The sequence below is a fragment of the Pseudomonas sp. W5-36 genome (assembly GCF_046540455.1).
In the GTDB taxonomy this organism is placed as follows: domain Bacteria; phylum Pseudomonadota; class Gammaproteobacteria; order Pseudomonadales; family Pseudomonadaceae; genus Aquipseudomonas; species Aquipseudomonas graminis_B.
On sequence record NZ_JAXCIQ010000009.1, the window covers coordinates 152055 to 173449 of the forward strand.

The following is a 21395-nucleotide window of genomic DNA, read 5'->3' on the forward strand; positions in this document are numbered from 1 at the left end:
GGTGATCCGCCTCCACGGCCGTCGCCATGCCCGGCTACATTCGGCTTCGTTCGGAGAATGCTTATGCACCCGCTGACGCGACTCTGGGAGCATCTGGAGGAGGGCATCATTGCCTTTCTGCTGGCTGCCATGACCCTCGTGACTTTCGTCTACGTGGCGTTGAACAACATCTACACCCTGTTTTATTCCCTCAGCGATCAATGGGCCGTCAGCAGCGATTTCTTCGCCGGCATCGGCGACCACCTGATGGGTTACGCCCAGGGCATGACCTGGAGCGTGGCGCTGACCAAAGCCCTGTTTGGCTGGCTGATCTTCTTCGGGATTTCCTACGGCGTACGCACGGCGGGCCACCTGGGCGTCGACGCGCTGGTCAAGAAAACCAGCAAGCCGGTGCAGCGGATTCTGGCGATGCTGGCCTGCGCCTGTTGCCTGGCGTACGCCGGCTTGTTCCTCGTCGCCAGCTACAAGTGGGTCGCAGCGCTGTTCATGGCCGGCATCGGTGCCGAGGACCTTGATCGGTTCGGCATCAAGGTCGCCTACATCGCCGTCATCGTGCCCATCGGCTTTGCTCTGGTGATCGCGCGCTACCTGGAAATCCTTTACCGCATCTGGACGCACCGGCAGACCGGTCTGGGTCTGGCCGACGAAGCGGCTGAAGCGAGCAAACTGGCCAACCCTGCCGAGGAGCAGCACTGATGACCGTTATCTGCCTGTTCCTGCTGCTATTCGTTTTCATGTTCCTGGGCGTGCCTATCGCTATTTCCCTGGGATTGTCCGGCGCCGTTTCGATCCTGCTGTTCAGCCCGGACTCGTTGAGTTCGCTGGCGATCAAACTGTTCGAAACCTCCGACAGCTACACCTTTCTGGCGATTCCATTCTTCCTCTTGTCCGGGGCCTTCATGACCACCGGCGGGGTGGCGCAACGGCTGATCGACTTCGCCAACGCCTGCGTCGGCCACATTCGCGGCGGCCTGGCGATTGCGGCGGTGCTGGCGTGCATGCTGTTTGCAGCGTTGTCCGGTTCATCGCCCGCCACCGTGGCGGCCGTGGGGTCGATTGCGGTCGCCGGCATGGTGCGTTCCGGCTACCCGAAGGCATTCGGCGCGGGCATCATCTGCAACGCCGGTACGCTGGGCATTCTGATTCCGCCGTCCATCGTGATGGTGGTCTACGCCGCCGCGACGGAAACGTCGGTCGGCAAGCTGTTCATTGCCGGTGTGGTCCCCGGGATTCTGCTCGGCGTGATCCTGATGGTGGTGATCTACATCGTCGCCCGGGTCAAGAAACTCCCGGCCCAGCCACGGGTGACCTTCCGCCAGTGGCTGCACACGGCGCAACGGGCGTTTTGGGGCCTGATGCTGCTGGTCATTATCCTCGGCGGCATCTACAGCGGTATGTTCACTCCCACCGAAGCGGCGGCGGTGGCGGCGGTGTATTCGGCGTTCATCGCGCTGTTCGTTTACAAGGACATGAGCTTCAAGGACTGCCCGAAAGTGCTGCTGGAGTCCGGCCGGCTGTCGATCATGCTGATGTTCATCATCGCCAACGCCATGCTGTTCGCCCACGTCCTGACCACGGAGCAGATTCCGCAGCAGATCACCGCCTGGGTCATTTCCGAAGGCCTGACCCCGATCGGCTTCCTGATCATGGTGAACATCGTGCTGCTGGTCGCAGGTAGCTTCATGGAGCCTTCGGCAATCATCCTGATCCTGGCGCCGATCTTCTTTCCGATCGCGATGAAACTCGGCATCGACCCGATTCATCTGGGGATCGTCATGGTGGTCAATATGGAGATCGGGTTGGTCCACCCACCGGTGGGGCTGAACCTGTTCGTGACGTCTGCGGTGACGGGGCTGACACTGGGCGAGACCATCCGAGCGGCGCTGCCGTGGTTGTCGATCCTGCTGGTGTTCCTGCTGCTGGTGACTTACGTGCCTTATATCTCGCTGGCGCTGCCTAACTGGCTGGGGATGCCATGATCAATGGCGTGGCTGAATGGGCTTAAGGTCAAGAGCTTTGGGTCAAGAGCTTAAGGACAAGAGCGTCTGCCTAGGGGCAGACGTTTCGCCTTCGGCGAGTTACTTGGAAAAGCACCCCAAGTAACCAAGGGTGCTTGCTCCTGGTTTGGCCCTTCGTTCCTCAGGGTTCCTTCACTCCGGTCCCGCTCCGTGGGCCCGCCGCCATCCGCCATCCATGGCGGGGGGCGGCTCTCGCGGCATCCATGCCGCTCGGCCCACTGCGCGAGACCTGCGTTCAGCCTGCACCCAAGTCGCGATTGGCGGCGTCTGATCTATTGCGTACGAAGATCAAGATCTAAAGCAGATCTAAAGCAGATCTAAAGCAGATCTAAAGCAGATCTAAAGCAGATCCAAAGCAGATCCAAAGCAGATCCAAAGCAGATCAGGGGCAAAGCACGGCAGATCAAGCGCTGAGGATTTGTGGGAGTGAGCTTGCTCACGAACGGGTCAGTACATTCACCGGATTTCTGGTGTTTGGAGTACAGCATTCGCGAGCAAGCTCGCTCCCACAGGCAGGAGGTGCTATCAGCAAAATTGTTGGCGGCTGGGCTTGCCTCTTCCCGGCTAAAGCCGGTCCCACTAAGGCAGCGCATGCATCCATTGAAATCGGCCCCGACGGTAGGACCGGCTTCAGCCGGGAAGCTTTTGCTTTTTGCTTTTGCTCTCGCCTTTGCTTTTGATCTCCTACGCAGGAAGTCCAAACGACACCGATCGCGACTTGGGTGCAGGCTGAACGCAGGTTTCGCGGAGTGGGCCGAGCCGCATGGATGCGGCGAGAGCCGCCCCCCGCCATGGATGGCGGATGGCGGCGGGCCCACGGAGCGAGGCCGGAGTGAAGGTACTCCGACGAAGGAGGAGCCAAGCCAGGAGCAAGCACCTTTGGCTGCTCTTTAGAACAGAGAGGGGGGTGCTTTTCCAAGTAACTCGCCGAAGGCGAAATGTCTGCCCTTAGGCAGACGCTCTTGATCTCTAAAACTGACAGACCCACTTTCCGGCAGACCAAAAAAATCCGCGCTGCCTCGGGGAGAACAGCGCGGATCTTTAATCAATCACTCAATCAATGCACAAACAGTGCAATCAAAATGATGATCGGGATTGGAATGCCGAGGAACCACAGAAGTAGTGAACGCATGATGACTCTCCTTAATCAGCGAATGCTGGAAGTATTGGAATAAGCACGGGTTTCGACATACGTCACCGCATCACGACGACGACCACCCCAGATGGCAGCAAGGCTCGCGACGAACGCACCGCACAGCAGCGAAACGAAAGTCCACAGCGCAGCGGTTGCAGCGGCCTTCGCGGCAGCGTCGGCAGCCTGTTGAGCTTTCAGCTTGGCATCAGCCACAGCCTGCTTGGCCTGACCATAAACCTGATCAACCCGCGCCTGGGCATCGGCCTGACTCATGTCGGTACGCTGAGCGACCAGCTGTGCCAGATAAGTACGGTCTTCCGGGGCCAGCTGACCATCGTTGGCCATGGTTTTGGTGAAGATACGTACTACAACACCGTGGGCAGCATCATCGCTGACGGCGGCAGGGCGATCATCGCGGAAGAGCGAATCGATGTAGTAGCCATACTGATCGCTGCTGGTATTGCCCGCTGCAGAACCGGCCGCGGTAGCGGCAGTACCTGCAACACCGGCAACCGCAGTAGCGCCGGCTTTCACGCCGCTGCCAACGATGCCGCTGACGGAGCCGACGATCAGCACGGCAGCGACCAGCGTCGCCACAGCCCACGACAGGAAGCCGTGCGCAGTATCACGGAAGTAAACTTCGTCACCGTGCATATTGGCCCATTTGACGCGCAGGCGGCCGGCGAGGTAACCGCCAAGACCCGAGGCCACGATCTGCGTCAGTGCGAGCCAGACGACCGTGGAAATACCGATGGTCTTCGCGCTGGCACCTTCGTTGGCCCAAGGCGACATCGCCGAGAAACCGAGGCCCGATCCCAGCAGGACCAGGATTAAGGAAAGCGCGGCGGCGCCGGCGGCACCCGCGAAGATGGCCCCCCAGGACACGCCTGAGACCGAGGAGGATTCTTCTACAGCGGCAGGATAAGAATCAGGTGAGACGTTCATTGTGCTGCTCCGTGCGAATGATGTTGTGCTTCTCCCCATTACGGTGCACTGCCTGTGCCAGCAACCGCTACTTTAAAAAATCAATAAAATCAATTGCTTGTGGAATAGGGGTTTTGATGTGTTCGTGCAAAATGCATGAACCCGATAAATCGACGGATGCGTTCTGCCCGGTCAATGGATTTCCATGCCTGTCAAAGGTTTGCGACAATCCTTTGCGACGGATTCCGTCAACGCGCAACATTCCGGCACATTTATGTGTGGACGTTGTCTCATAACATCAGCCCCGCAGGTTGACAGCCACAGTCCGCCCACGGCTCCTGTTTCTTCGAGAGGTAACCCAGCATGTTTGTCCATCGCCCCCTGGAAGAAAAAGACGTCCCTTTTATCTGCGACATGCCCCAGAGCATTGATGAGCTCTTCTATATGTTTCCAAAGGCGGTGTTCCCGCTGACACCGGAGCAGCTCAATGAATCCATCGCGCAGCGTTCGGACAACACCGTCATCGAATTGGACGGCCAAGTAGTCGGATTCGCCAACTTCTCCCGATACGATTTCAGAGGCCGTTGTTCCATGGGCAACGTCATCATCGATCCGCGCTTTCGCTCAAAAGGCGTTGGCCGCTACATGATCGGCTGCATGATGGAGTTGGCCTTCGGCAAACACGAAGCGGCGGAGCTGACCGCCTCCTGCTTCAACCATAACGTCCCCGGACTGCTCTTCTACCCCAAGCTCGGTTTCAAGCCTTTCGCTATTGAAGAGCGCCTGGACAAGCGAGGCGCGCGCGTGGCCCTTATCCATCTCAAGTTGCCTCGAAGCTGACCCACAGACCGCTTAATGACGCCAGTCGTCGGGCGCTTCACGGCTGCCCGACGAACGGATGAGCACAACCCTCGGCCCCTCCCGGGCGATAAATCCCATTATTCCGCCAATTAAGCGATGAGCCGCGGCGTTTCCAATCCGGTGAATCGTTTTTCCTCGAGCAACTTGGCTCGTGCGCAGCCATTTGCGTGTGGTAGGCAGCTGTTTGCCTCACTTTGGGGCGCGGCGTATAAGGTGAATATCCCTGATTGCCGGATGGCGGACGGGGTACGGGAAACTTCTCCACCTTCGTGGAATGGGATATTGATAGTCAGGCGAGCGGCTGAACGCATCAACCAGTCCTGCCTGTGGAGGATTGACGATGATTGCCTGTACGCTCTCTAACCTGGAACTGCGCAGCATTATAGAAAGCGCGTTTCTGCCCCTGCGGTGTCACTGCACCGTATTGGGGGACCTGATGACGGTTGAAGTCATCGACCCCGCGACCGAGCACGTCGAACTGTTCGCTTCCAATATTGCCTTGGACTCACTCGATAACAGCCACGCCTTGTGCGCGCTGATCCGGGAGCTTCAGGCCGAGCTCGCAAAGGCCAGGCATTACCCCCATTCCCTGGCGAGCTGAGCGCAGGGCTCTAGCAATAATCGCCGTTCGGCCTTATGTTGGTGAGCATCGGCCCTGAGAGGCCAGGCGGGATATTGAGGATTTGCATGGCGCAGGCGCAACCCGAGATTGAGGCAGTACAAGAGCAGAGACCAGCGGCACCCTTGCGCCGTCGGCGCAAGGTCATGATCGGCGTCGGCGGCCTGCTGGGCATTGTGGTGGTAGGCGCGGTGACGATCGTCACGATGCTGGAGCAGCTGGAAATGCGAAACGCCAGCTTCCGACCGCCCATGACTTCCCTGGAACGGCAACAGCTCCTGCCACCGGAGCCTGTGCTGGAAGTCAAACCTCAGGTGGAAGGCCTGCGCTACGGCGCCGCCATTTTGCCGGATCAGGCTGCGAGCGCCGATTCCGCCACGCCTGAACAGGCGTCGGCTTCAGCAGCGGCCCTGCTCTTTAGCGCGCCGTCTTCGCCCCTTGGCGCTGCACCCCTCACGACACCTGATCCGCAGTCCAGCAAGCCAACGGGCATCGCTCAGGCGATCCACGTGCATAACAGCGCGCAGTAGGCCCCACCTTTCTCAATGCATCCGGCGACGGTGCTCATTTTCGAAGAGCAGTTTGAACTGCTCTTCGCCATTGTCTTGAACCGCATAGTGCTCGCGAACAGGCCCTGCTTCGATGCGGCCATCCATTGCAACTCGGATGACGGCTGACTTGGGCAGATAGTCCGGCACGTCACCGATGATCGTCAGCTCGCGCAGGCGGTGGCCGTCGTGCTCTATGGTAGTAAGCCGCACTCGGCAGGTTGCCTGCATGGGGATAGGCCCAAACAGCGTGTCCCGCGAATAATCAATTTCGGCGATGCTGGACCGACGGGTTTTATCAGCATTTATAAGGTCACCTCTCTCTGTCCATTGGAAAGAGTTCAAGCATGACAATGGAGGCATTGCAGGCCGGAATAGTTCTCATCGCTGCTGACGATAGTTCTCCATTCATCCGATACGCCAGTGCGTGCCCGTGCTTTTCGGGAGAGTGATGGTAATAATCGGGGTCGATAATTCTGACGTCAATAAACACGACGGCACTTAAACGGTTATAGGAAGTACATGCGAAGCGTGACACTAAAAGCACGACGCATGTTGCGAAGAAAGCCGCTTATATCCGTCAACGACCTGCGATCTGAAATTAAATTGCGAAAGACTCTTATTTTATAAATCCATGGGCGCCTGCTTGTGCGACGGAATAATGGCGTCATATTTAAAAAATCTACAAAAAACAATGGCTTGTGTATCTAGATTGTCGGGCAGAACTTTTTTTCGGAAAATTGACACGTTGCCGGTTATTTGCAACCATCACTTTACGTTTTCAAGTCTGATGATCTGCACTTAGTGCAAGCGTCGACACTTCTCTTTTCGGGATTAATCTTTGCAGACGCGCGACGAGTTGGCGGTAGCGTCCCTGAAGAAACCTTGAAAAGAGCAGCGCAAAGAGTAGGCACCCGGGCAGGCTCGGAAAAGGCCCCGCCACCCGGCAAGCAGCGTGTCAGAGCCTGCGCCGATTGATCGACCGCGCATTGATCGTCCGACCTTCCAGAGCCGCAAACGTGACGCAAATCACCGCGGTTGTCATGCCTGCCGAGTGCAATAGTTCAATAACAGCGCCTTTATTTTTCAACTTGAAAGTCCAGACATCGCCTCAGCGATAGCGGTTGAACGCGCACGCAAGTGCGGCGGTTTATAACGCACGTGGCGATACGGTAACGACCCAGCGTGGAGTGACAGTTATGCAAGGAGATCATCTGGAAACCGTTTGCGGTTGCGTAGTAGGGGGTGCCGGACCTGCGGGAATGGGACTGCTTTTCAACGCACTGAAAAGTGGCGCCATGCCAGAACTGGCCAAGGAAGGTTTAATCATTGTCGATGCAAGTCCCACGCCGGGCACGGGTCGTTTGGGCGATTACCGGATCACCGCCAACTCGGTGGGCGATGTGTTCCTGGATTGCCTGCGCGACCCGGCTTTGCGTGATGTATTCGAACCCCTCGAACATTCGCCCGCTTATTGGCGCATCCGTCGTCAGGCGCAAAGTGCGCCGCAATTGGCGGACGTCGCCGAACTGCTGGCGGAAGCCTCGACGCTGGTGCTCGACTTTATCGTCGAGCGGTACGGCGTGAAGTTATGGAGCAGCACGACGATCACCGAGATCGTGCGCGACGGCGATGACTATCAGGTGTGGGTCGAGTCCGATGGCCGCAGTCAGCGAATTCGCAGCCGTGCAGTCGTCCTCAATCTGGGGGGGTGGCAGGAACCGCAGCATCTCCTCGACAGCCTGGCAGATCAAGGCCTCGCGGTGCCGCCCTCGGCGCAGATCGAGAGCGCCGATGCGCTGCTGAGAATGAATGCCGTGCAACTGCGCCACCTCTTCGCGAAGACGCTGGCGGCCAAGGGCCGGGTGTGCGTCGTGGGCGGTTCCCACAGTGCGTTCTCGGTGCTGGAAAACCTGGCCGACGCGCTGGAGTTTGCCGGCCTGGAGGAGGTCACGCTGGTCCACCGTTCGCCGATCCGCCTGTTTTACGAAACCGCTCAGGCCGCGCTGGATGCAGGCTATGTGTTCGATGGGGTCAGGGATGTCTGCCCGGTGTCGGGGCGGGTCAACCGGTCAGGCGGCTTGCGCTATCGGGCGCTGGACGTGGGGCGTGAAGCCCTGTCCAAAGGCCAGATCGGCAAGACCGGCGTGCGCGTCCAGCTGCTGCAAACCCATCAGGGGCCGACCGATCAGTTCGAGCGCGCTCGTCTGGCGCTGGCGGAAGCCGACATTGTGGTGCAGTGCACGGGTTATCAGCCGTTGCTGCCAGCCTTGAGTCATGCCGGTGGTGAGGCCATCACGCTGATGGAGGTCAAGGGCGGGCTGGATTCAGATCCAACGGGTTGCCCGCTCGACGCCAGCGGTCAGCGCCTGCACGGCCTGCACCTGTTCGGTCTGGGGGCCGGGCTGGGGGTTGATCCGCGATTGGGCAGCGAAGCATCGTTTGACGGCCGCATCTACGGGGTCTGGCAGTTCCATCACGACGCCAGCGGCGTGGTGATCGATTCGGTCCTGACCCGTTTGCAAACCCCGGCACTGCAGCCGGTCGCTGCGACGCCACGGTTGGTGTCCAGTCGCAGCGAAGAACGTTTGCCGTTCCTCTGGCCCGTGCTGATCAACGCGCAATCCTGAGGCACATTGCAACACCTGAATCCCGGCGCTCCTTTGGTTAGGCAGCCCGGGATTTTTTTTGCCCGAGAGGCGACCAGGCGTCGGTCACTTGCCCGGAGTGTGCGTCGCCAGCTCCATGATCATCCGCGTCAGCAGGTAGATGCGCGGCGACACGCTGTCGACTTCCGCGTATTCCTCGGGCGTGTGAATATTGCCGCCAACGATGCCGAAGCCATCCAGGGTTGGCACGCCGACCCCGGCCGAGAGGCTCGCATCGGCCGCGCCGCCGCTGCCTTCGATGGTCAGTTTGCGGCCGATCTCGCCGTAGATGCCCTGGGCGATATCAACCAGCTTGTCGGTTTCCGGCGTCTGCGGCATGGGTGGCAAACCGCGCTCCAGGCGGGTGGTCACTTGGGTGTCCGGGATCAGCTTGTCAGCCGACACCCGCGCCAGATCCTTCTCGATGCGGTCGAACTCTTCCGGCACGGCGGCGCGCACATCGGCCTTGGCGGTGGCCTGATCGGGGATGACGTTGGTGCGATCGCCGGCGTTGAGCACGGTGAAATTGATCGTGGTCTTCTTCTCGGCGTCGCCCAGCTTGCCCAGTTGCAGAATCTGATGCGCCACCTCCATGGCCGCGTTGCGCCCCAGTTCCGGCGCGACGCCGGCGTGGGACGCCTTGCCCTTGACCTCAACCACTGCGGTGGCGCTGCCTTTGCGCCAGATCACCAGACCGTCGGCGGGGCGCCCCGGCTCCAGGTTCAGGGTCACATCGTGCTGTTTGGCGACCTTCTGGATCAGCGCGGTGGCGGCGGCGGAACCGGTCTCCTCGCTGGCGTCCAGCAGGAAGGTAATCTGCGCGTAGTCCTTGAAGTCGAGCTTCTTCAGAATCTTCAGCGCGTAAAGGCCGGCAACGATGCCGCCCTTGTCGTCCATCACCCCTGGCCCGTACGCACGGCCGTCCTTGATGTGGAAGGGTCGGGCGGCGGCGGAACCTTCCTTGAACACGGTGTCCATGTGCGCCATCAGCAGTATCTTCGCCTTGCCGCTCCCTTTGAGCGTCGCGACCACATGCTGGCTCTTGTCCGGCGCGGTGTTGGGGATCATCTCGATGGTCGCACCGAGCGCCTTGAGTTGGGCGACGACGATGTCACGCACTTGGGTCAGTCCCGGCTCGTAGCCGGAGCCCGTATCGATATTGACCAATTGTTCCAGCAGCTTCAGCGCGTCGTCCTTGGATTGCTCGGCGTCCGCCTGAACCTGTTTATTGGGCTCGGCAAAGGCAGGCGCTGCCGCGGAGAAGGCGATACCGAAGGCCAGCGCGCTGGCGAGGAGAGAGCGGGAAAACGGTGAGGTCATGGTCGATCCTTGAAGTGGCATAAAAGGGCTGGAGAGACACCGTAGCCCGTTGCGCAGGATCGTGCATGTCAAAACGCGTTATTCACATCGACAAAAACGCCGAACCTTTAGGCTGGGCTACCCTCAACATTCCTACGTCAGTCATCAGAGGAGAGGCATCCCATGCCGGTTAAGCACGATTTGTACGCGGACCTGAGCATCACCAAAGACGAGCTCGCCAAGCGCAAGGGCACCGACGCGAAGCTCAACGCCCTGGTCGAGCACTACAATGAGCTGGACATCCATATTGTCAGCGCCGAAGAGGCGGGCGATATTCCCGACGATGAGTTGAAGAAGCTCAAGGAAAAAAGGCTGCAGGCCAAAGACACCATCGCCAGCCACCTGAATACCTCGGGCTGATCGGGTCAAACGACTCAGCAACTAAAACGGCCGATCTCTTATGGAGGTCGGCCGTTTTTAGTTGGCGATTCCGGATGCCTGACAACTTGTCGCGGCATCTGGAAGTGCATCGCCCAATACGCTGGATCTGTGTGTTCGCTCGCGCTTAGTTATCGGCGTGGGCGACTTCGATGGATCCAAAGTTCAGACGAAAAAAAACGGCGTCTGGTCAGTCGCCGTCGCCGATCTGTCAGCACCGGGTGGCCGCTGACAGTAATCGAATAAGCATAAACCGGAGGGTTTATTGCGGATCCTGGTCGGGTGCAGCCTCGGCCTTGATGCGCTTGTAGATTTCTTCGCGGTGCACTGAAACATCTTTCGGAGCGTTGATGCCAAGACGGACTTGGAGACCCTGAACGCCCAGAATGGTAACGGTGATGTCGTCACCAATGTTTATGCTTTCGCCGACTTTGCGGGTGAGTATCAACATAATCTTTTCCTTGATGGCCTCATGAAGCGCCTCTACCGGGAGGCTGGCGTGAGCCTTTGGGTGGTGGTGATTGCCGATTGCATCCAAATGCGTTCATCAGTATGACGCCATTGGTACGATTTTAATTCCCCAGGTTCATCGTCTTGTCACAGTTAGCGCCGCTCCTGGGTCGAACGGCAGGGGAATCTTGCCTGATACTGGCGGTAAATTCCCGTGCAAATCGGCCATCGTTTGATAGCCGGATTCCGCGCGGCGCCTATTCCACACTCCTTTAGCCTTTATTGCAAAGAACTCATGCGGGCCGGTGATGAAATTTTCATTAGATTGCCCCGTACGAGTTCTCAGAACGGAGTGTAGGAGACTTCCGAAATGAGTACCGGCAAAACGCCGTAACTTTAATCGAATTGATGAGGGGATGTGTGAACGGTTTTGTATCAAGCCCCGGTTTATCAGACCTGAAGACTCGGACGTCGACATCGGGATAGGAGCGGAAGGGGGCGAGGGGGGGCTGAAATAACATGCCCACCGCGGGGGTGGGCATGGATGCAACAGGGGGGCATGGCCGCGTCAATATGCCGCGATCAATGCATCAGACGACCAGCGACAGCAGCATGATCAGGATGATGCCCACCACCGACAGGATGGTTTCCATCACGGTCCAGGTTTTCAGTGTTTCAGCCACGGTCATGTTGAAGTACTGCTTGACCAGCCAGAAACCCGCATCGTTCACGTGGGACAGAATCAGCGAACCGGCACCGGTTGCCAGAACCAGCAGTTCGCGGTTCACGCCTGGGATCATGCCAACCACCGGCGCGACGATCCCGGCACCGGTGATGGTCGCGACGGTCGCGGAACCGGTGGCGATACGGATCACTGCAGCCACCAGCCACGCCAGCAGAATCGGCGAGATCTGCGCCTGCACGGCCATGTGGCCGATCAGGTTACCGACGCCACTGTCCACCAGCATCTGCTTGAAGCCACCGCCGGCACCGACGATCAGCACGATCGCGGCCACTGGCGCGAGGCTCTGGTCGAGCAGCTTGATGATGTGATCGCGGCTGAAGCCACGGGCCGAACCGAAGGTGTAGAACGCCAGCAGCAGGGCGAACAGTAGAGCAGCGATCGGGTGACCGATGAAGTCCATCCAGATGCGGAAGATGTGACCGGCTGGCAGCGCAACGTCGGCAAACGTCTTGAGCAGCATCAGGAACACCGGCAGCAGGATGGTCACCAGCGTGATGGCAAAGCTTGGCAGGTTGTCGTTGGTCGATTCCTTGGCAATCTGGTCCATCAGCTCTTTCGACGGGTTGCCCGGAATGCGCTTGGCAATCCATTTACCGTAGATCGGGCCGGCGATGATGGCGGTCGGGAACGCGACGATCAGACCGTAGAAAATGGTCTTGCCGATGTCTGCGTTGAAGATGCCGATCGCCAGCAACGGACCCGGGTGCGGCGGCACCAGACCGTGGACGGCCGACAGACCGGCCAGCAACGGGATACCGATCTTGACGATGGACACGCCGCTGCGACGGGCAACGATGAACACCAGCGGGATCAGCAGCACGAAGCCGATTTCGAAGAACAGCGGGATACCCACCAGAAACGCCGAAAACATCATGGCCCAGTGCACGCGGTCCTTGCCGAAGCGACGGATCAGCGTCTGGGCGATCTGGTCAGCACCGCCGGAGTCGGCCATCAGCTTGCCGAGCATGGTGCCCAGGCCGAGGATGATGCCGACGAAACCCAGCACGCCGCCGAAACCGTCCTGGAACGATTTCATCACTTTGTCGACCGGCATCCCGGAGGTCAGCCCGAGAAAACCGGCAGCGATGGTCAATGCAATAAAGGGGTGGACTTTGAACTTGGTGATCAGAAGCACAAGGCCAATGATGGTCACCAACGCATCGACCAGCAGATACGTGTCTTGAGTCATACCGAACATGGGGGTGTCTCTCCGTTGTATTTTGTTTTTTTGGAGCTGCTGCTTGACGCTGTCGCTCTCTGCCCTGTGAAGCAAGGGCAGCGTCATCAGAGACAGCGCTACCTTTGCCGCTCACGCCTGATCGAGGATCAAGAGCCGGTGCGCGCGGTGACAGATGGGGTTTGAGCCTCGGAGCCAGACTCGCTCCACCATGTGGCTGCTTCCTTACCGATGGTCTCGATCGATTGGGTCGCGTCCACCACCAGTGTGCGGTCCTCGTTATAAGGAGGCTCGAGGGTCGCGAACTGGCTGTCGACCAGACTGGCCGGCATGAAGTGGCCCGGGCGATGGGAGCAGCGTTCGGTGGCGAGTTCCTTGGTCAGCTCCAGAAACACGAAGCCCAGCTCCGGCACGGCTGCACGCAGACGTTCGCGGTAGATGAGCTTGAGGGAGGAGCAGGTCAGGACAGGTTTTTCGCCGTTCTTCACAGCGGCGGCCACTTCTTCGCCGAGGCGGGTCAGCCAGCCGGCGCGATCGTTGTCGTCGAGGGGATGGCCGTCGGTCATCTTCTTGATGTTGGCAGGAGGATGGAACGCATCACCCTCGATCAGGCGGCCGCCGCTGTTTTTAGCGATGGCCTCGCCGACGGCGCTCTTGCCGCAGCCGGAAACACCCATTACCACGATGGCGGAAATAGCATGTGGAGCAGTAGTCATAAAAACCTCGTCCCGGAGACAGCGCTGTCTTCGCCGAATGGTGTGCAAGTCCGGCGAGACTGTTTCCAGGTGTAGTCATTGTTATGGGTATCTCGCTGATCCATGAGATGCAAAACCCGGTCGTGGAATCGATCGAAAAGTTGCGGGCCTCCGTGAGATAGCGCTACCTTAGAGCCCATCCCACACAATCGCAACCCCCGCAGCTTTCTTCCAATCAGTTGGCAACGCATGACACGTATTGGTTCCCGCTCCACCGGTCGTCCCACCCTCAACGAAGTCGCCAAACTGGCCGCCGTCTCGCCGATTACCGCGTCCCGGGCCTTGCGTGGCGTGGCCACTGTGGCGCCGGAGCTGGTGGAAAAAGTCCGCGCTGCTGCGCTGAGTCTAGGCTATGTCACCAATCCTGCCGCCCGGGCGCTGGCGTCTTCGCACAGTCAGTCGGTGGTGGTGCTGGTGCCGTCGCTGTCCAACCAGTTGTTCATCGAAACCCTTGAAGCGATTCAAACGGTTCTGCGCCCGCGCGGGCTGGAAGTGGTGATCGGTAATTATCACTACTCGCCTATAGAAGAAGAGAACCTGCTGCGCAGTCATCTGTCCCACCGGCCGCGCGGTATTCTTCTGACCGGCTTTGACCGCAGCGTGGCGGCGCAGCAGTTGCTGGCGTCCAGTGGCGTGCCCTGCGTGCACATGATGGAGCTGGACCCGACCCGTGCCGAGCCCTGCGTGGGGTTTTCCCAGCAACAGGCGGGTGCCGAGGCGGCGCGGCATCTGTTGAGCCGCGGCCGGCGGCGGCTGGCGTATGTGTCGGCACAGCTGGATCCACGGGTGATTCAACGGGGCGTCGGTTTTCGCGGCGCGCTGGAGCAGGAAGGGCTGTATGACGAAGCGCTGCAATTGGCGTCGCCGCTGCCGTCGTCCATCGGTTTGGGGAGTGAGTTGTTCGCCCGTTTGATGGAAACGCATCCGGACGTCGACGGGGTGTTTTTCTGCAATGACGACCTGGCCCAGGGCGCATCGCTGGAAGCCCTGCGGCGGGGCATTCGTATTCCGGAGCAGGTGTCGCTGATCGGCTTCAACGACCTGCCGGGCTCGGCGCACATGGTGCCGCGCCTGACCTCCATCCGCACCCCGCGCGAACAGGTCGGCCAGCGCGCCGCGCAGTTACTGCTCGGCTTGCTGGACGGCACGGTTCAAGAGGCACAGGTGGATCTGGGGTTTGAACTGGTGGTGCGGGAGAGCACGTAGCTCGCTCGCACCCTTGGATCAATGCTCCTTCTTGAATGCGAGGCGGAACTCATGCAACAGCGGTTCGGTGTAGCCGCTCGGCTGCTCGCGGCCTTTGAACACCAGCGCGCTGGCGGCCTGGAAGGCCACTGACTTCTCGAAATTGCCGGCCATTGGCGTGTAAGCCGAGTCCCCGGCGTTTTGCCGGTCGACGACCTTTGCCATACGTTTCAATGCATCCTTCACGTAGTCCTCGGAGACCACGCCGTGGCGCAGCCAGTTGGCGATGTGCTGGCTGGAAATACGCAGCGTCGCGCGGTCTTCCATCAGGCCGACGTTGTGGATGTCCGGCACCTTCGAACAGCCAACGCCTTGCTCCACCCAGCGCACCACATAACCCAGCAGCCCTTGAGCGTTGTTTTCAACTTCCTCGCGAATCTGATCCTCGTTCCACTCCGCCTTCTCGACGACCGGAATGCTCAGCAGGTCCAGCAGAATGTCTTCGCTGATGCTGTCCAGGTCGACCTGTTCCAGCTCCTGCTGCACCGCTTTCACGTCCACTTTGTGGTAGTGCAGCGCGTGCAAGGTAGCCGCTGTTGGCGAAGGCACCCACGCGGTGGTCGCGCCGGATTTCGGGTGCGCGATCTTCTGCTCGAGCATGTCGGCCATCAGGTCCGGCATTGCCCACATGCCCTTGCCGATCTGCGCACGGCCGCGCAGTCCGCAAGCCAGGCCGACCAGCACATTATTGCGCTCATACGCCTTGATCCACGGCGTGGCTTTCATGTCGCCCTTGCGCAGCATCGGCCCGGCTTCCATCGAGCTGTGCATCTCGTCGCCAGTGCGGTCGAGGAAGCCGGTGTTGATGAATGCCACCCGCGACGATGCCGCTTCGATGCACGCCTTGAGGTTGACGCTGGTGCGCCGCTCTTCGTCCATGATCCCCATCTTCAAGGTGTTACGCGGGATCTTCAGCGCGTCTTCGATGCGGCTGAACAGCGTGTTGGCGAACGCCACTTCGTCCGGGCCGTGCATCTTCGGTTTGACGATGTAGACGCTGCCGGCGCGGGAGTTGGTGCGGTTATGCAAGTCGTGCAAGGCGATCAGGCTGGTGATGACGCCGTCGAGAATGCCTTCGGGGATTTCCTTGTTGCCGTCGTAGAGGATCGCCGGGTTGGTCATCAGGTGGCCAACGTTGCGGATGAACAGCAGCGAGCGCCCGTGCAGGGTGATCGCGCTGCCGTCGGCGGCCGTGTACTGGCGGTCGGCGTTCAGGCGACGGGTGATGGTCTTGCCGTTCTTGACCAGCGCTTCGGTCAGGTCGCCTTTCATCAGGCCCAGCCAGTTGCGGTAGATCACCAGCTTGTCGTCGGCATCGACGGCGGCGACCGAGTCTTCGCAGTCGATGATGGTCGACAGCGCGGCTTCCAGCAGCAGGTCCTTGATCCCGGCCGGGTCAGTGCCACCGATCGGGCTGGCGGGGTCGATCTGGATTTCGATGTGCAGGCCGTTGTTCTTCAGCAGGATCGCATTCGGCTGGCGCGGCTCGCCCTGATAACCGACGTATTTCTCGGGCTGGGCAAGGCGCGACGGGCTGCCGTCGGCGAGGGTGACCAGCAATTCGCCGCTGTCCACCGCGTAGGCCTTGGCGCCGACGTGGGAACCGGTGGCCAGGGGCGCGGCTTCATCGAGCAGGGCGCGGGCGAAGGCGATGACTTTCTCGCCCCGCAGCGGGTTGTAACCGGCTTTGATCTCGGCGCCGTTCGCCGAGGAAATGGCATCGGTGCCGTACAGCGCGTCGTACAGCGAACCCCAGCGCGCATTGGCGGCATTAAGGGCGTAACGGGCGTTGGCAGCGGGCACCACCAATTGCGGGCCGGCCTGTTCGCTGACTTCGATATCCACCTTGTTGGTGGACACCTGGACCTGCGCCGGTACCTGCTTGAGGTAGCCGATGCTGTCGAGGAAGGCGATGTATGCCGGCATGTCGTTGACCGGGCCGGGGTTGGATTTGTGCCACTTATCCAGCTGAGCCTGTAGGCGGTCGCGCTCTTTCAGCAGTTCGCGGTTGACCGGGGCGAGGTCGTGGACCAGCGAGTCGAAATCGGCCCAGAACAGCTCCGGGGTCAGGCCTGTCCCGGGAATCACTTCCTCGTCGACAAAGCGCTTGAGGTTGGCCGCCACTTTAAGGTTGTGGCAATTGACGAACTCGGTCATCTCGGTCTCCATCATGAATTGGGTTTGCAGCGTTGCGGCAGGCGGTCGCGGCGGGCGTTATTGCGCGCTCACCGCCGCCACCCCTGCCTTGGCCACTTGCGCATCCTGGTCGGCTTTGACGCCGGACACACCTACCGCGCCGATGGTCTCTCCGTCGATGATCACCGGCACGCCGCCTTCCAGCGACGTCAGCAGTGGCGCGGTGACGAAGGCGGTACGCCCGCCGTTGACCATTTCCTCATACCCCTTGGATTCACGACGACCCAACGCCGAGGTGCGCGCTTTTTCGATGGCGATGTACCCGCCAATCGGCGCGCAGCCGTCCAGGCGCTCGAAGCCCAGCAGGTGACCACCGTCGTCCGTCACGGCGATGGACACGGCCCAGCCATTGTTCTGCGCCTCGGTGCGTGCCGCGGCGAGGATCTGGGTGACTTCGGTCTGGGTCAGTACGGATTTGGTTTTCATGCAGTTCTCCTGAAGGCAAAGGGTGTCATGAGTGTGCGTCTGATACGGAGCCAGGGCGCCTGCAATCAACTTGGAGGCAAGGCGTCCTCGATGAGTTCGATCCAGTGTTTGACCGGCGTGCGGTTGGCGCTGGCCAAGTGCGTCTGACAGCCAATGTTGGCCGTCGCGATCACGTCCGGGTTGCCGCTTTCCAGCGCGTTCATTTTGTTGTCACGCAGCTGTTTCGCGAGCACTGGCTGAGTCACCGAATAGGTGCCGGCCGAGCCGCAGCATAAGTGACTGTCGGGCACCGGTGTGAGGTTGAAGCCCAATCGCGTCAACACCGACTCAACGGCGCCGCCGAGTTTCTGCGCATGCTGCAGCGTACACGGGCAATGGAACGCCAGGGTCTGGCGCGTGCAACCGCCGAGCTGTTCAAGGGGTTCGGCGCGCAGCACCTCAACCAGGTCCAAGGTGCGTTCGCTGATGGCCGCCGCTTTTTGCGCGTAAGTCGGGTCATTGCGCAGCAGGTGGCCGTAATCCTTGACGAAGGCGCCGCAACCGCTGGCGGTCTGCACGATGGCCTCGGCACCGGCCTGAATGCTTGGCCACCACGCATCGATGTTCCGCCGTGCGCGCTGCAAGCCTTGTTCCTGCGCATTCAAGTGGTAATCCACGGCGCCGCAACAACCGGCCTGGGCAATGGATGTGACGCTGATGCCCAGTCGGTCGAGCACCCTTGCGGTGGCGGCGTTGGTGTTGGGCGACAAGCCGGGTTGCACGCAGCCTTCGAGGATGAGCATCTGCCGCGCGTGCTGCCGGGTCGGCCGGGGCATGGCGGGGCGGATGTTGCCCGGCAGCTTGGTCTTCAATGCGCCGGGCAGCAGGGGCCTGAAGGAATTGCCCAACTGGGTCAGGGATTTGAACAGGCCGGCGTTTGGTACCACAGCCCGCAGGCTGTCCCGCAGCAGGCGCTGGCCGAGGGGGCGCGGCACGGCGGCGTCGACCACTTCCCGGCCGATGTCCAGCAGGTTGTGGTAATCGACGCCGGAGGGGCAGGTGGTTTCACAGTTGCGGCAGGACAGGCAACGATCCAGGTGCAACTGGGTTTTCTCGGTGACTTCCTTGCCTTCCAGCACTTGCTTGATCAGGTAAATGCGCCCGCGCGGTCCATCCAGTTCGTCGCCGAGCAACTGATAGGTCGGGCAGGTGGCGTTGCAGAAACCGCAGTGCACGCAGCTGCGCAAAATGCTTTCCGCTTCCTCGCCACGGGGCAGGCTCTTGGCGTGTTCGCTCAGGGTCGTCTGCATGGTTCAGATCTCCGCGTACATTCGGCCCGGATTGAAAACTCCCTGCGGATCAAGTTGCGCCTTGAGCTGGCGGTGGTAGCGCAGCAATGGCGTGGCCAACGGCTGAAAAGGGCTGTCGTCGACGCCGTGGCTGAAGCAGGTGGCGTGACCACCTGCAGCGCTGGCGATCCGCCGAATCTCGCTGCCGCTGGCGTCGGATTTCAACCAGCGTTGCGCACCGGCCCAGTCGATCAATTGTTCCCCCGGCAGGTCCAGCGCCGCCGTGCTGACGGGCAATGACAGGCGCCACAGCGGCCGCCCATCGGTGAAGAACTCCAGGCGGTGTTCGTTGAGCGCGCGCCAATAAGCCGGGTCGATGGATTCGCCGCCCAGGCGTTCATGGGCCGCCGCGACCGAACCTTCGCCGCCTTCAAGACGCAAGCGCAGCACGCGGCCGTCGTGGCTGGCGGCGCTGATGGGCAGCGGTTCCTGACCCCATTGCGCCAGGCGGGCGAGGGCGGTGGTGCTGTCCATTTCCAGCGCAATGCTGGTGCACAGTCGCGGCTTGGGCAGGACTTTCAACGAGACTTCGGTGATCAGGCCCAGGCAGCCAAAACTGCCCGCCATCAAGCGTGACAGATCGTAACCGGCGACGTTTTTCATCACCTCGCCGCCGAAGCGCAGATGCTTTCCGAGACCTGTGATCACCCGCGTGCCCAGGACGAAATCACGCACCGAGCCTGACCACGGCCTGCGCGGCCCGGACAAACCCGCTGCAACCATCCCGCCCACGGTCCCGTCGCCTGCGCCGCTAGCGCCTGCATCACCATGGCCATAGCTGGGCGGCTCGCAGGGCAGCATCTGACCGGCTTCTTCCAGCGCGGCGTTCAGCACCGACAACGGCGTGCCGGCGCGGGCGGTGATCACCAGTTCGGTTGGGTCGTAGGTGACGATGCCACTGTGGATGCGCGTATCGAGCACGTCTCCGGCCACCTCACGACCCAGGAATACCTTGCTGTTGGCGCCTTGAATGCGCAGCGGCAGGGCGGACTGAATCGCCTGATTGACCTGTTCCAGCAGTGCGTCGCTCGCATCGCGCTCCTGGGCGACGAAGGCTGGCTGACGTTGGGCATCCATCAGAAACGCTCCAGTTCAGGGAAGGGCAGCTTGCCCATGTGCACGTGCATGGCACCGAATTCGGCGCAGCGGTGCAGGGTGGGGATGTTCTTGCCGGGGTTGAGGGTGCCGGCCGGATCGAACGCGGCTTTTACCGCGTGAAACAACGTCAGCTCGTCACTGTTGAATTGCGCGCACATCTGATTGATCTTCTCGCGGCCCACGCCGTGCTCGCCGGTGATGCTGCCGCCGACCTTCACGCACAGCTCCAGAATCTTTCCGCCCAATGCTTCGGCGCGGTCCAGTTCACCGGGTTGGTTGGCATCGAAGAGGATCAGCGGGTGCATGTTGCCGTCGCCGGCGTGGAAAACGTTGGCGACGCGCAGGCCGTATTCTTCCGACAGCGCGGAAATACCCTTCAGCACGCCGGGCAATTCCCGACGCGGGATGGTGCCGTCCATGCAGTAGTAATCCGGCGACAGCCGACCGACCGCCGGGAAGGCGTTCTTGCGTCCGGCCCAGAATCGCACCCGTTCGGCTTCGTCTTTCGCCTGGCGAATCTCGGTCGCGCCGGCGTTTTCCAGCACGGCGCGAACCCGGTCGCAATCGGCGTGAACGTCAGCTTCCACGCCATCGAGTTCGCACAGCAGGATGGCTTCGGCGTCGACCGGGTAGCCGGCGTGGATGAAGTCTTCAGCGGCGCGAATAGCGAGGTTGTCCATCATTTCCAGGCCGCCGGGGATGATGCCTTCGGCGATGATGTCACCCACTGCGCGCCCGGCTTTTTCCACCGAGTCAAAGGCGGCCAGCAGCACGCGCGCCACTTGGGGTTTGGGCAGCAGTTTGACGGTGACTTCGGTGATCACGCCGAGCATGCCTTCGGAACCGGTGAACAGCGCCAGCAAGTCGAAGCCCGGTGAATCCAGCGCGTCGGAGCCCAGCACCATGTGCTCGCCCTCGACCGTGAGGATGTCGACCTTGAGCAGGTTGTGCACGGTCAGGCCGTATTTCAGGCAATGCACGCCGCCGGCGTTTTCCGCGACGTTGCCGCCGATGGAGCAGGCAATTTGCGAAGAGGGATCAGGCGCGTAATAGAGGTCGTAGGGCGCGGCGGCCTGGGAGATGGCCAGATTGCGCACGCCGGGCTGCACGCGGGCATAGCGCCCGGCGGGGTCGATGTGCAGGATTTTATTGAAGCGCGCCATCACCAGCAGCACGCCTTTTTCCAGGGGCAGGGCGCCGCCGGACAATCCGGTCCCGGCACCGCGCGCCACCACCGGTACGCCGCGCTCATGGCAGACCTTGAGCAGCGTCTGCACCTGCTCGATGCGCTGGGGCAGCACCACCAGCATCGGCGTCGTGCGGTACGCGGAGAGGCCGTCGCATTCGTACGGGCGCAGTTCTTCCTCGCGGTGGAGGATGTCCAGATCAGGCAGGCGGGTTTGCAGCGCTTGAAGCAACAGTTGTTTGTCGATGACCGGCAGAACGCCGTCGACACGTTCGTCGTACAGGATATTCATGATGGGT

The 21395-nt window shown here is 60.9% G+C and carries 19 protein-coding genes; 8 read left to right on the plus strand and 11 right to left on the minus strand.

Annotated elements, in window-relative coordinates; all coding sequences use genetic code 11:
• Window positions 1–63 precede the first annotated feature (63 nt).
• On the plus strand, window positions 64–696 hold the full coding sequence (locus SLW74_RS16625) for a TRAP transporter small permease (protein WP_410929544.1): 633 nt from the start codon (window positions 64–66) through the stop codon (window positions 694–696).
• Window positions 696–1979, plus strand: a complete 1284-nt coding sequence (gene dctM, locus SLW74_RS16630) for a C4-dicarboxylate TRAP transporter large permease protein DctM (RefSeq protein WP_065989499.1) — start codon at window positions 696–698, stop codon at window positions 1977–1979. Before SLW74_RS16625 ends, dctM begins: the two co-directional genes overlap by 1 nt.
• Before the next feature lie 1186 nt (window positions 1980–3165).
• On the opposite strand, the gene SLW74_RS16635 is transcribed toward dctM, so the two are convergent.
• Window positions 3166–4098: a hypothetical protein gene (locus tag SLW74_RS16635; RefSeq protein ID WP_410929545.1), complete on the minus strand. Its 933-nt coding sequence runs from the start codon at window positions 4096–4098 to the stop codon at window positions 3166–3168.
• A gap of 342 nt (window positions 4099–4440) precedes the next feature.
• Between SLW74_RS16635 and SLW74_RS16640 the strand changes: the two genes are divergently transcribed.
• The 3 genes from SLW74_RS16640 to SLW74_RS16650 all read left to right on the plus strand — a co-directional run bounded on the left by SLW74_RS16640 (window position 4441) and on the right by SLW74_RS16650 (window position 6087).
• The gene (locus SLW74_RS16640) at window positions 4441–4917 is read left to right on the plus strand and encodes a GNAT family N-acetyltransferase (RefSeq protein WP_065989503.1); all 477 of its coding nucleotides are present in this window, start codon (window positions 4441–4443) and stop codon (window positions 4915–4917) included.
• A 361-nt stretch (window positions 4918–5278) separates the two neighbouring features.
• Complete coding sequence (locus SLW74_RS16645; RefSeq protein ID WP_410929546.1) at window positions 5279–5539, plus strand: DUF1652 domain-containing protein; 261 nt, start codon at window positions 5279–5281, stop codon at window positions 5537–5539.
• A gap of 86 nt (window positions 5540–5625) precedes the next feature.
• The gene (locus SLW74_RS16650; RefSeq protein ID WP_192134309.1) at window positions 5626–6087 is read left to right on the plus strand and encodes a hypothetical protein; all 462 of its coding nucleotides are present in this window, start codon (window positions 5626–5628) and stop codon (window positions 6085–6087) included.
• A gap of 12 nt (window positions 6088–6099) precedes the next feature.
• Here the strand turns inward: SLW74_RS16650 and SLW74_RS16655 are convergent, their stop codons facing one another.
• Window positions 6100–6450, minus strand: coding sequence for a hypothetical protein (locus tag SLW74_RS16655; protein ID WP_410929547.1), 351 nt, complete (start codon window positions 6448–6450; stop codon window positions 6100–6102).
• Between the two features lie 917 nt (window positions 6451–7367).
• Between SLW74_RS16655 and SLW74_RS16660 the strand changes: the two genes are divergently transcribed.
• Complete coding sequence (locus SLW74_RS16660; protein ID WP_410929548.1) at window positions 7368–8735, plus strand: pyridine nucleotide-disulfide oxidoreductase; 1368 nt, start codon at window positions 7368–7370, stop codon at window positions 8733–8735.
• Between the two features lie 84 nt (window positions 8736–8819).
• Here SLW74_RS16660 and SLW74_RS16665 read toward each other — a convergent pair whose 3' ends face one another.
• On the minus strand, window positions 8820–10073 hold the full coding sequence (locus SLW74_RS16665) for a M20/M25/M40 family metallo-hydrolase (RefSeq protein ID WP_065989516.1): 1254 nt from the start codon (window positions 10071–10073) through the stop codon (window positions 8820–8822).
• Between the two features lie 162 nt (window positions 10074–10235).
• Here SLW74_RS16665 and SLW74_RS16670 point away from each other — a divergent pair, with 162 nt between their 5' ends.
• Window positions 10236–10472 carry a DUF465 domain-containing protein gene (locus SLW74_RS16670; RefSeq protein ID WP_065989518.1) on the plus strand — a complete coding sequence of 79 codons (237 nt, stop codon included), beginning with the start codon at window positions 10236–10238 and terminating at the stop codon, window positions 10470–10472.
• Between the two features lie 280 nt (window positions 10473–10752).
• On the opposite strand, the gene csrA is transcribed toward SLW74_RS16670, so the two are convergent.
• The 3 genes from csrA to SLW74_RS16685 form a co-directional block, all read right to left on the minus strand.
• Window positions 10753–10941, minus strand: a complete 189-nt coding sequence (gene csrA, locus SLW74_RS16675; RefSeq protein WP_065989520.1) for a carbon storage regulator CsrA — start codon at window positions 10939–10941, stop codon at window positions 10753–10755.
• A gap of 589 nt (window positions 10942–11530) precedes the next feature.
• On the minus strand, window positions 11531–12883 hold the full coding sequence (locus SLW74_RS16680) for a GntP family permease (protein ID WP_065989522.1): 1353 nt from the start codon (window positions 12881–12883) through the stop codon (window positions 11531–11533).
• Window positions 12884–13011: 128 nt separating this feature from the next.
• Window positions 13012–13539: a gluconokinase gene (locus SLW74_RS16685; protein ID WP_410929564.1), complete on the minus strand. Its 528-nt coding sequence runs from the start codon at window positions 13537–13539 to the stop codon at window positions 13012–13014.
• Window positions 13540–13806: 267 nt separating this feature from the next.
• Here SLW74_RS16685 and SLW74_RS16690 point away from each other — a divergent pair, with 267 nt between their 5' ends.
• The gene (locus tag SLW74_RS16690; protein WP_065989526.1) at window positions 13807–14823 is read left to right on the plus strand and encodes a LacI family DNA-binding transcriptional regulator; all 1017 of its coding nucleotides are present in this window, start codon (window positions 13807–13809) and stop codon (window positions 14821–14823) included.
• Window positions 14824–14841: 18 nt separating this feature from the next.
• On the opposite strand, the gene SLW74_RS16695 is transcribed toward SLW74_RS16690, so the two are convergent.
• From SLW74_RS16695 to glcD, 5 genes are all read right to left on the minus strand, one after another.
• Window positions 14842–17019 carry a malate synthase G gene (locus tag SLW74_RS16695; protein ID WP_410929549.1) on the minus strand — a complete coding sequence of 726 codons (2178 nt, stop codon included), beginning with the start codon at window positions 17017–17019 and terminating at the stop codon, window positions 14842–14844.
• Between the two features lie 57 nt (window positions 17020–17076).
• Window positions 17077–17484 carry a heme-binding protein gene (locus SLW74_RS16700; protein ID WP_065989530.1) on the minus strand — a complete coding sequence of 136 codons (408 nt, stop codon included), beginning with the start codon at window positions 17482–17484 and terminating at the stop codon, window positions 17077–17079.
• Window positions 17485–17549: 65 nt separating this feature from the next.
• Window positions 17550–18773 (minus strand): glycolate oxidase subunit GlcF, encoded by a 1224-nt coding sequence (glcF, locus tag SLW74_RS16705; RefSeq protein WP_410929550.1) that lies wholly within the window; start codon window positions 18771–18773, stop codon window positions 17550–17552.
• A 3-nt stretch (window positions 18774–18776) separates the two neighbouring features.
• Complete coding sequence (gene glcE, locus SLW74_RS16710; RefSeq protein WP_410929551.1) at window positions 18777–19889, minus strand: glycolate oxidase subunit GlcE; 1113 nt, start codon at window positions 19887–19889, stop codon at window positions 18777–18779.
• Window positions 19889–21388 carry a glycolate oxidase subunit GlcD gene (gene glcD, locus SLW74_RS16715; RefSeq protein WP_410929552.1) on the minus strand — a complete coding sequence of 500 codons (1500 nt, stop codon included), beginning with the start codon at window positions 21386–21388 and terminating at the stop codon, window positions 19889–19891. Before glcD ends, glcE begins: the two co-directional genes overlap by 1 nt.
• Window positions 21389–21395: the final 7 nt, after the last annotated feature.

Coding starts and splice junctions, on each gene's coding strand:
- SLW74_RS16650 (WP_192134309.1), top strand. CDS start 5,626: ATGGCGCAGGCGCAACCCGAGATTGAGGCAGTACAAGAGCAGAGACCA.
- SLW74_RS16700 (WP_065989530.1), bottom strand. CDS start 17,484: ATGAAAACCAAATCCGTACTGACCCAGACCGAAGTCACCCAGATCCTC.
- SLW74_RS16660 (WP_410929548.1), top strand. CDS start 7,368: ATGGGACTGCTTTTCAACGCACTGAAAAGTGGCGCCATGCCAGAACTG.
- SLW74_RS16635 (WP_410929545.1), bottom strand. CDS start 4,098: ATGAACGTCTCACCTGATTCTTATCCTGCCGCTGTAGAAGAATCCTCC.
- csrA (WP_065989520.1), bottom strand. CDS start 10,941: ATGTTGATACTCACCCGCAAAGTCGGCGAAAGCATAAACATTGGTGAC.
- SLW74_RS16670 (WP_065989518.1), top strand. CDS start 10,236: ATGCCGGTTAAGCACGATTTGTACGCGGACCTGAGCATCACCAAAGAC.
- SLW74_RS16685 (WP_410929564.1), bottom strand. CDS start 13,539: ATGGGTGTTTCCGGCTGCGGCAAGAGCGCCGTCGGCGAGGCCATCGCT.
- SLW74_RS16625 (WP_410929544.1), top strand. CDS start 64: ATGCACCCGCTGACGCGACTCTGGGAGCATCTGGAGGAGGGCATCATT.
- glcF (WP_410929550.1), bottom strand. CDS start 18,773: ATGCAGACGACCCTGAGCGAACACGCCAAGAGCCTGCCCCGTGGCGAG.
- SLW74_RS16665 (WP_065989516.1), bottom strand. CDS start 10,073: ATGACCTCACCGTTTTCCCGCTCTCTCCTCGCCAGCGCGCTGGCCTTC.
- dctM (WP_065989499.1), top strand. CDS start 696: ATGACCGTTATCTGCCTGTTCCTGCTGCTATTCGTTTTCATGTTCCTG.
- SLW74_RS16680 (WP_065989522.1), bottom strand. CDS start 12,883: ATGTTCGGTATGACTCAAGACACGTATCTGCTGGTCGATGCGTTGGTG.
- glcD (WP_410929552.1), bottom strand. CDS start 21,388: ATGAATATCCTGTACGACGAACGTGTCGACGGCGTTCTGCCGGTCATC.
- SLW74_RS16645 (WP_410929546.1), top strand. CDS start 5,279: ATGATTGCCTGTACGCTCTCTAACCTGGAACTGCGCAGCATTATAGAA.
- glcE (WP_410929551.1), bottom strand. CDS start 19,889: ATGGATGCCCAACGTCAGCCAGCCTTCGTCGCCCAGGAGCGCGATGCG.
- SLW74_RS16690 (WP_065989526.1), top strand. CDS start 13,807: ATGACACGTATTGGTTCCCGCTCCACCGGTCGTCCCACCCTCAACGAA.
- SLW74_RS16695 (WP_410929549.1), bottom strand. CDS start 17,019: ATGACCGAGTTCGTCAATTGCCACAACCTTAAAGTGGCGGCCAACCTC.
- SLW74_RS16640 (WP_065989503.1), top strand. CDS start 4,441: ATGTTTGTCCATCGCCCCCTGGAAGAAAAAGACGTCCCTTTTATCTGC.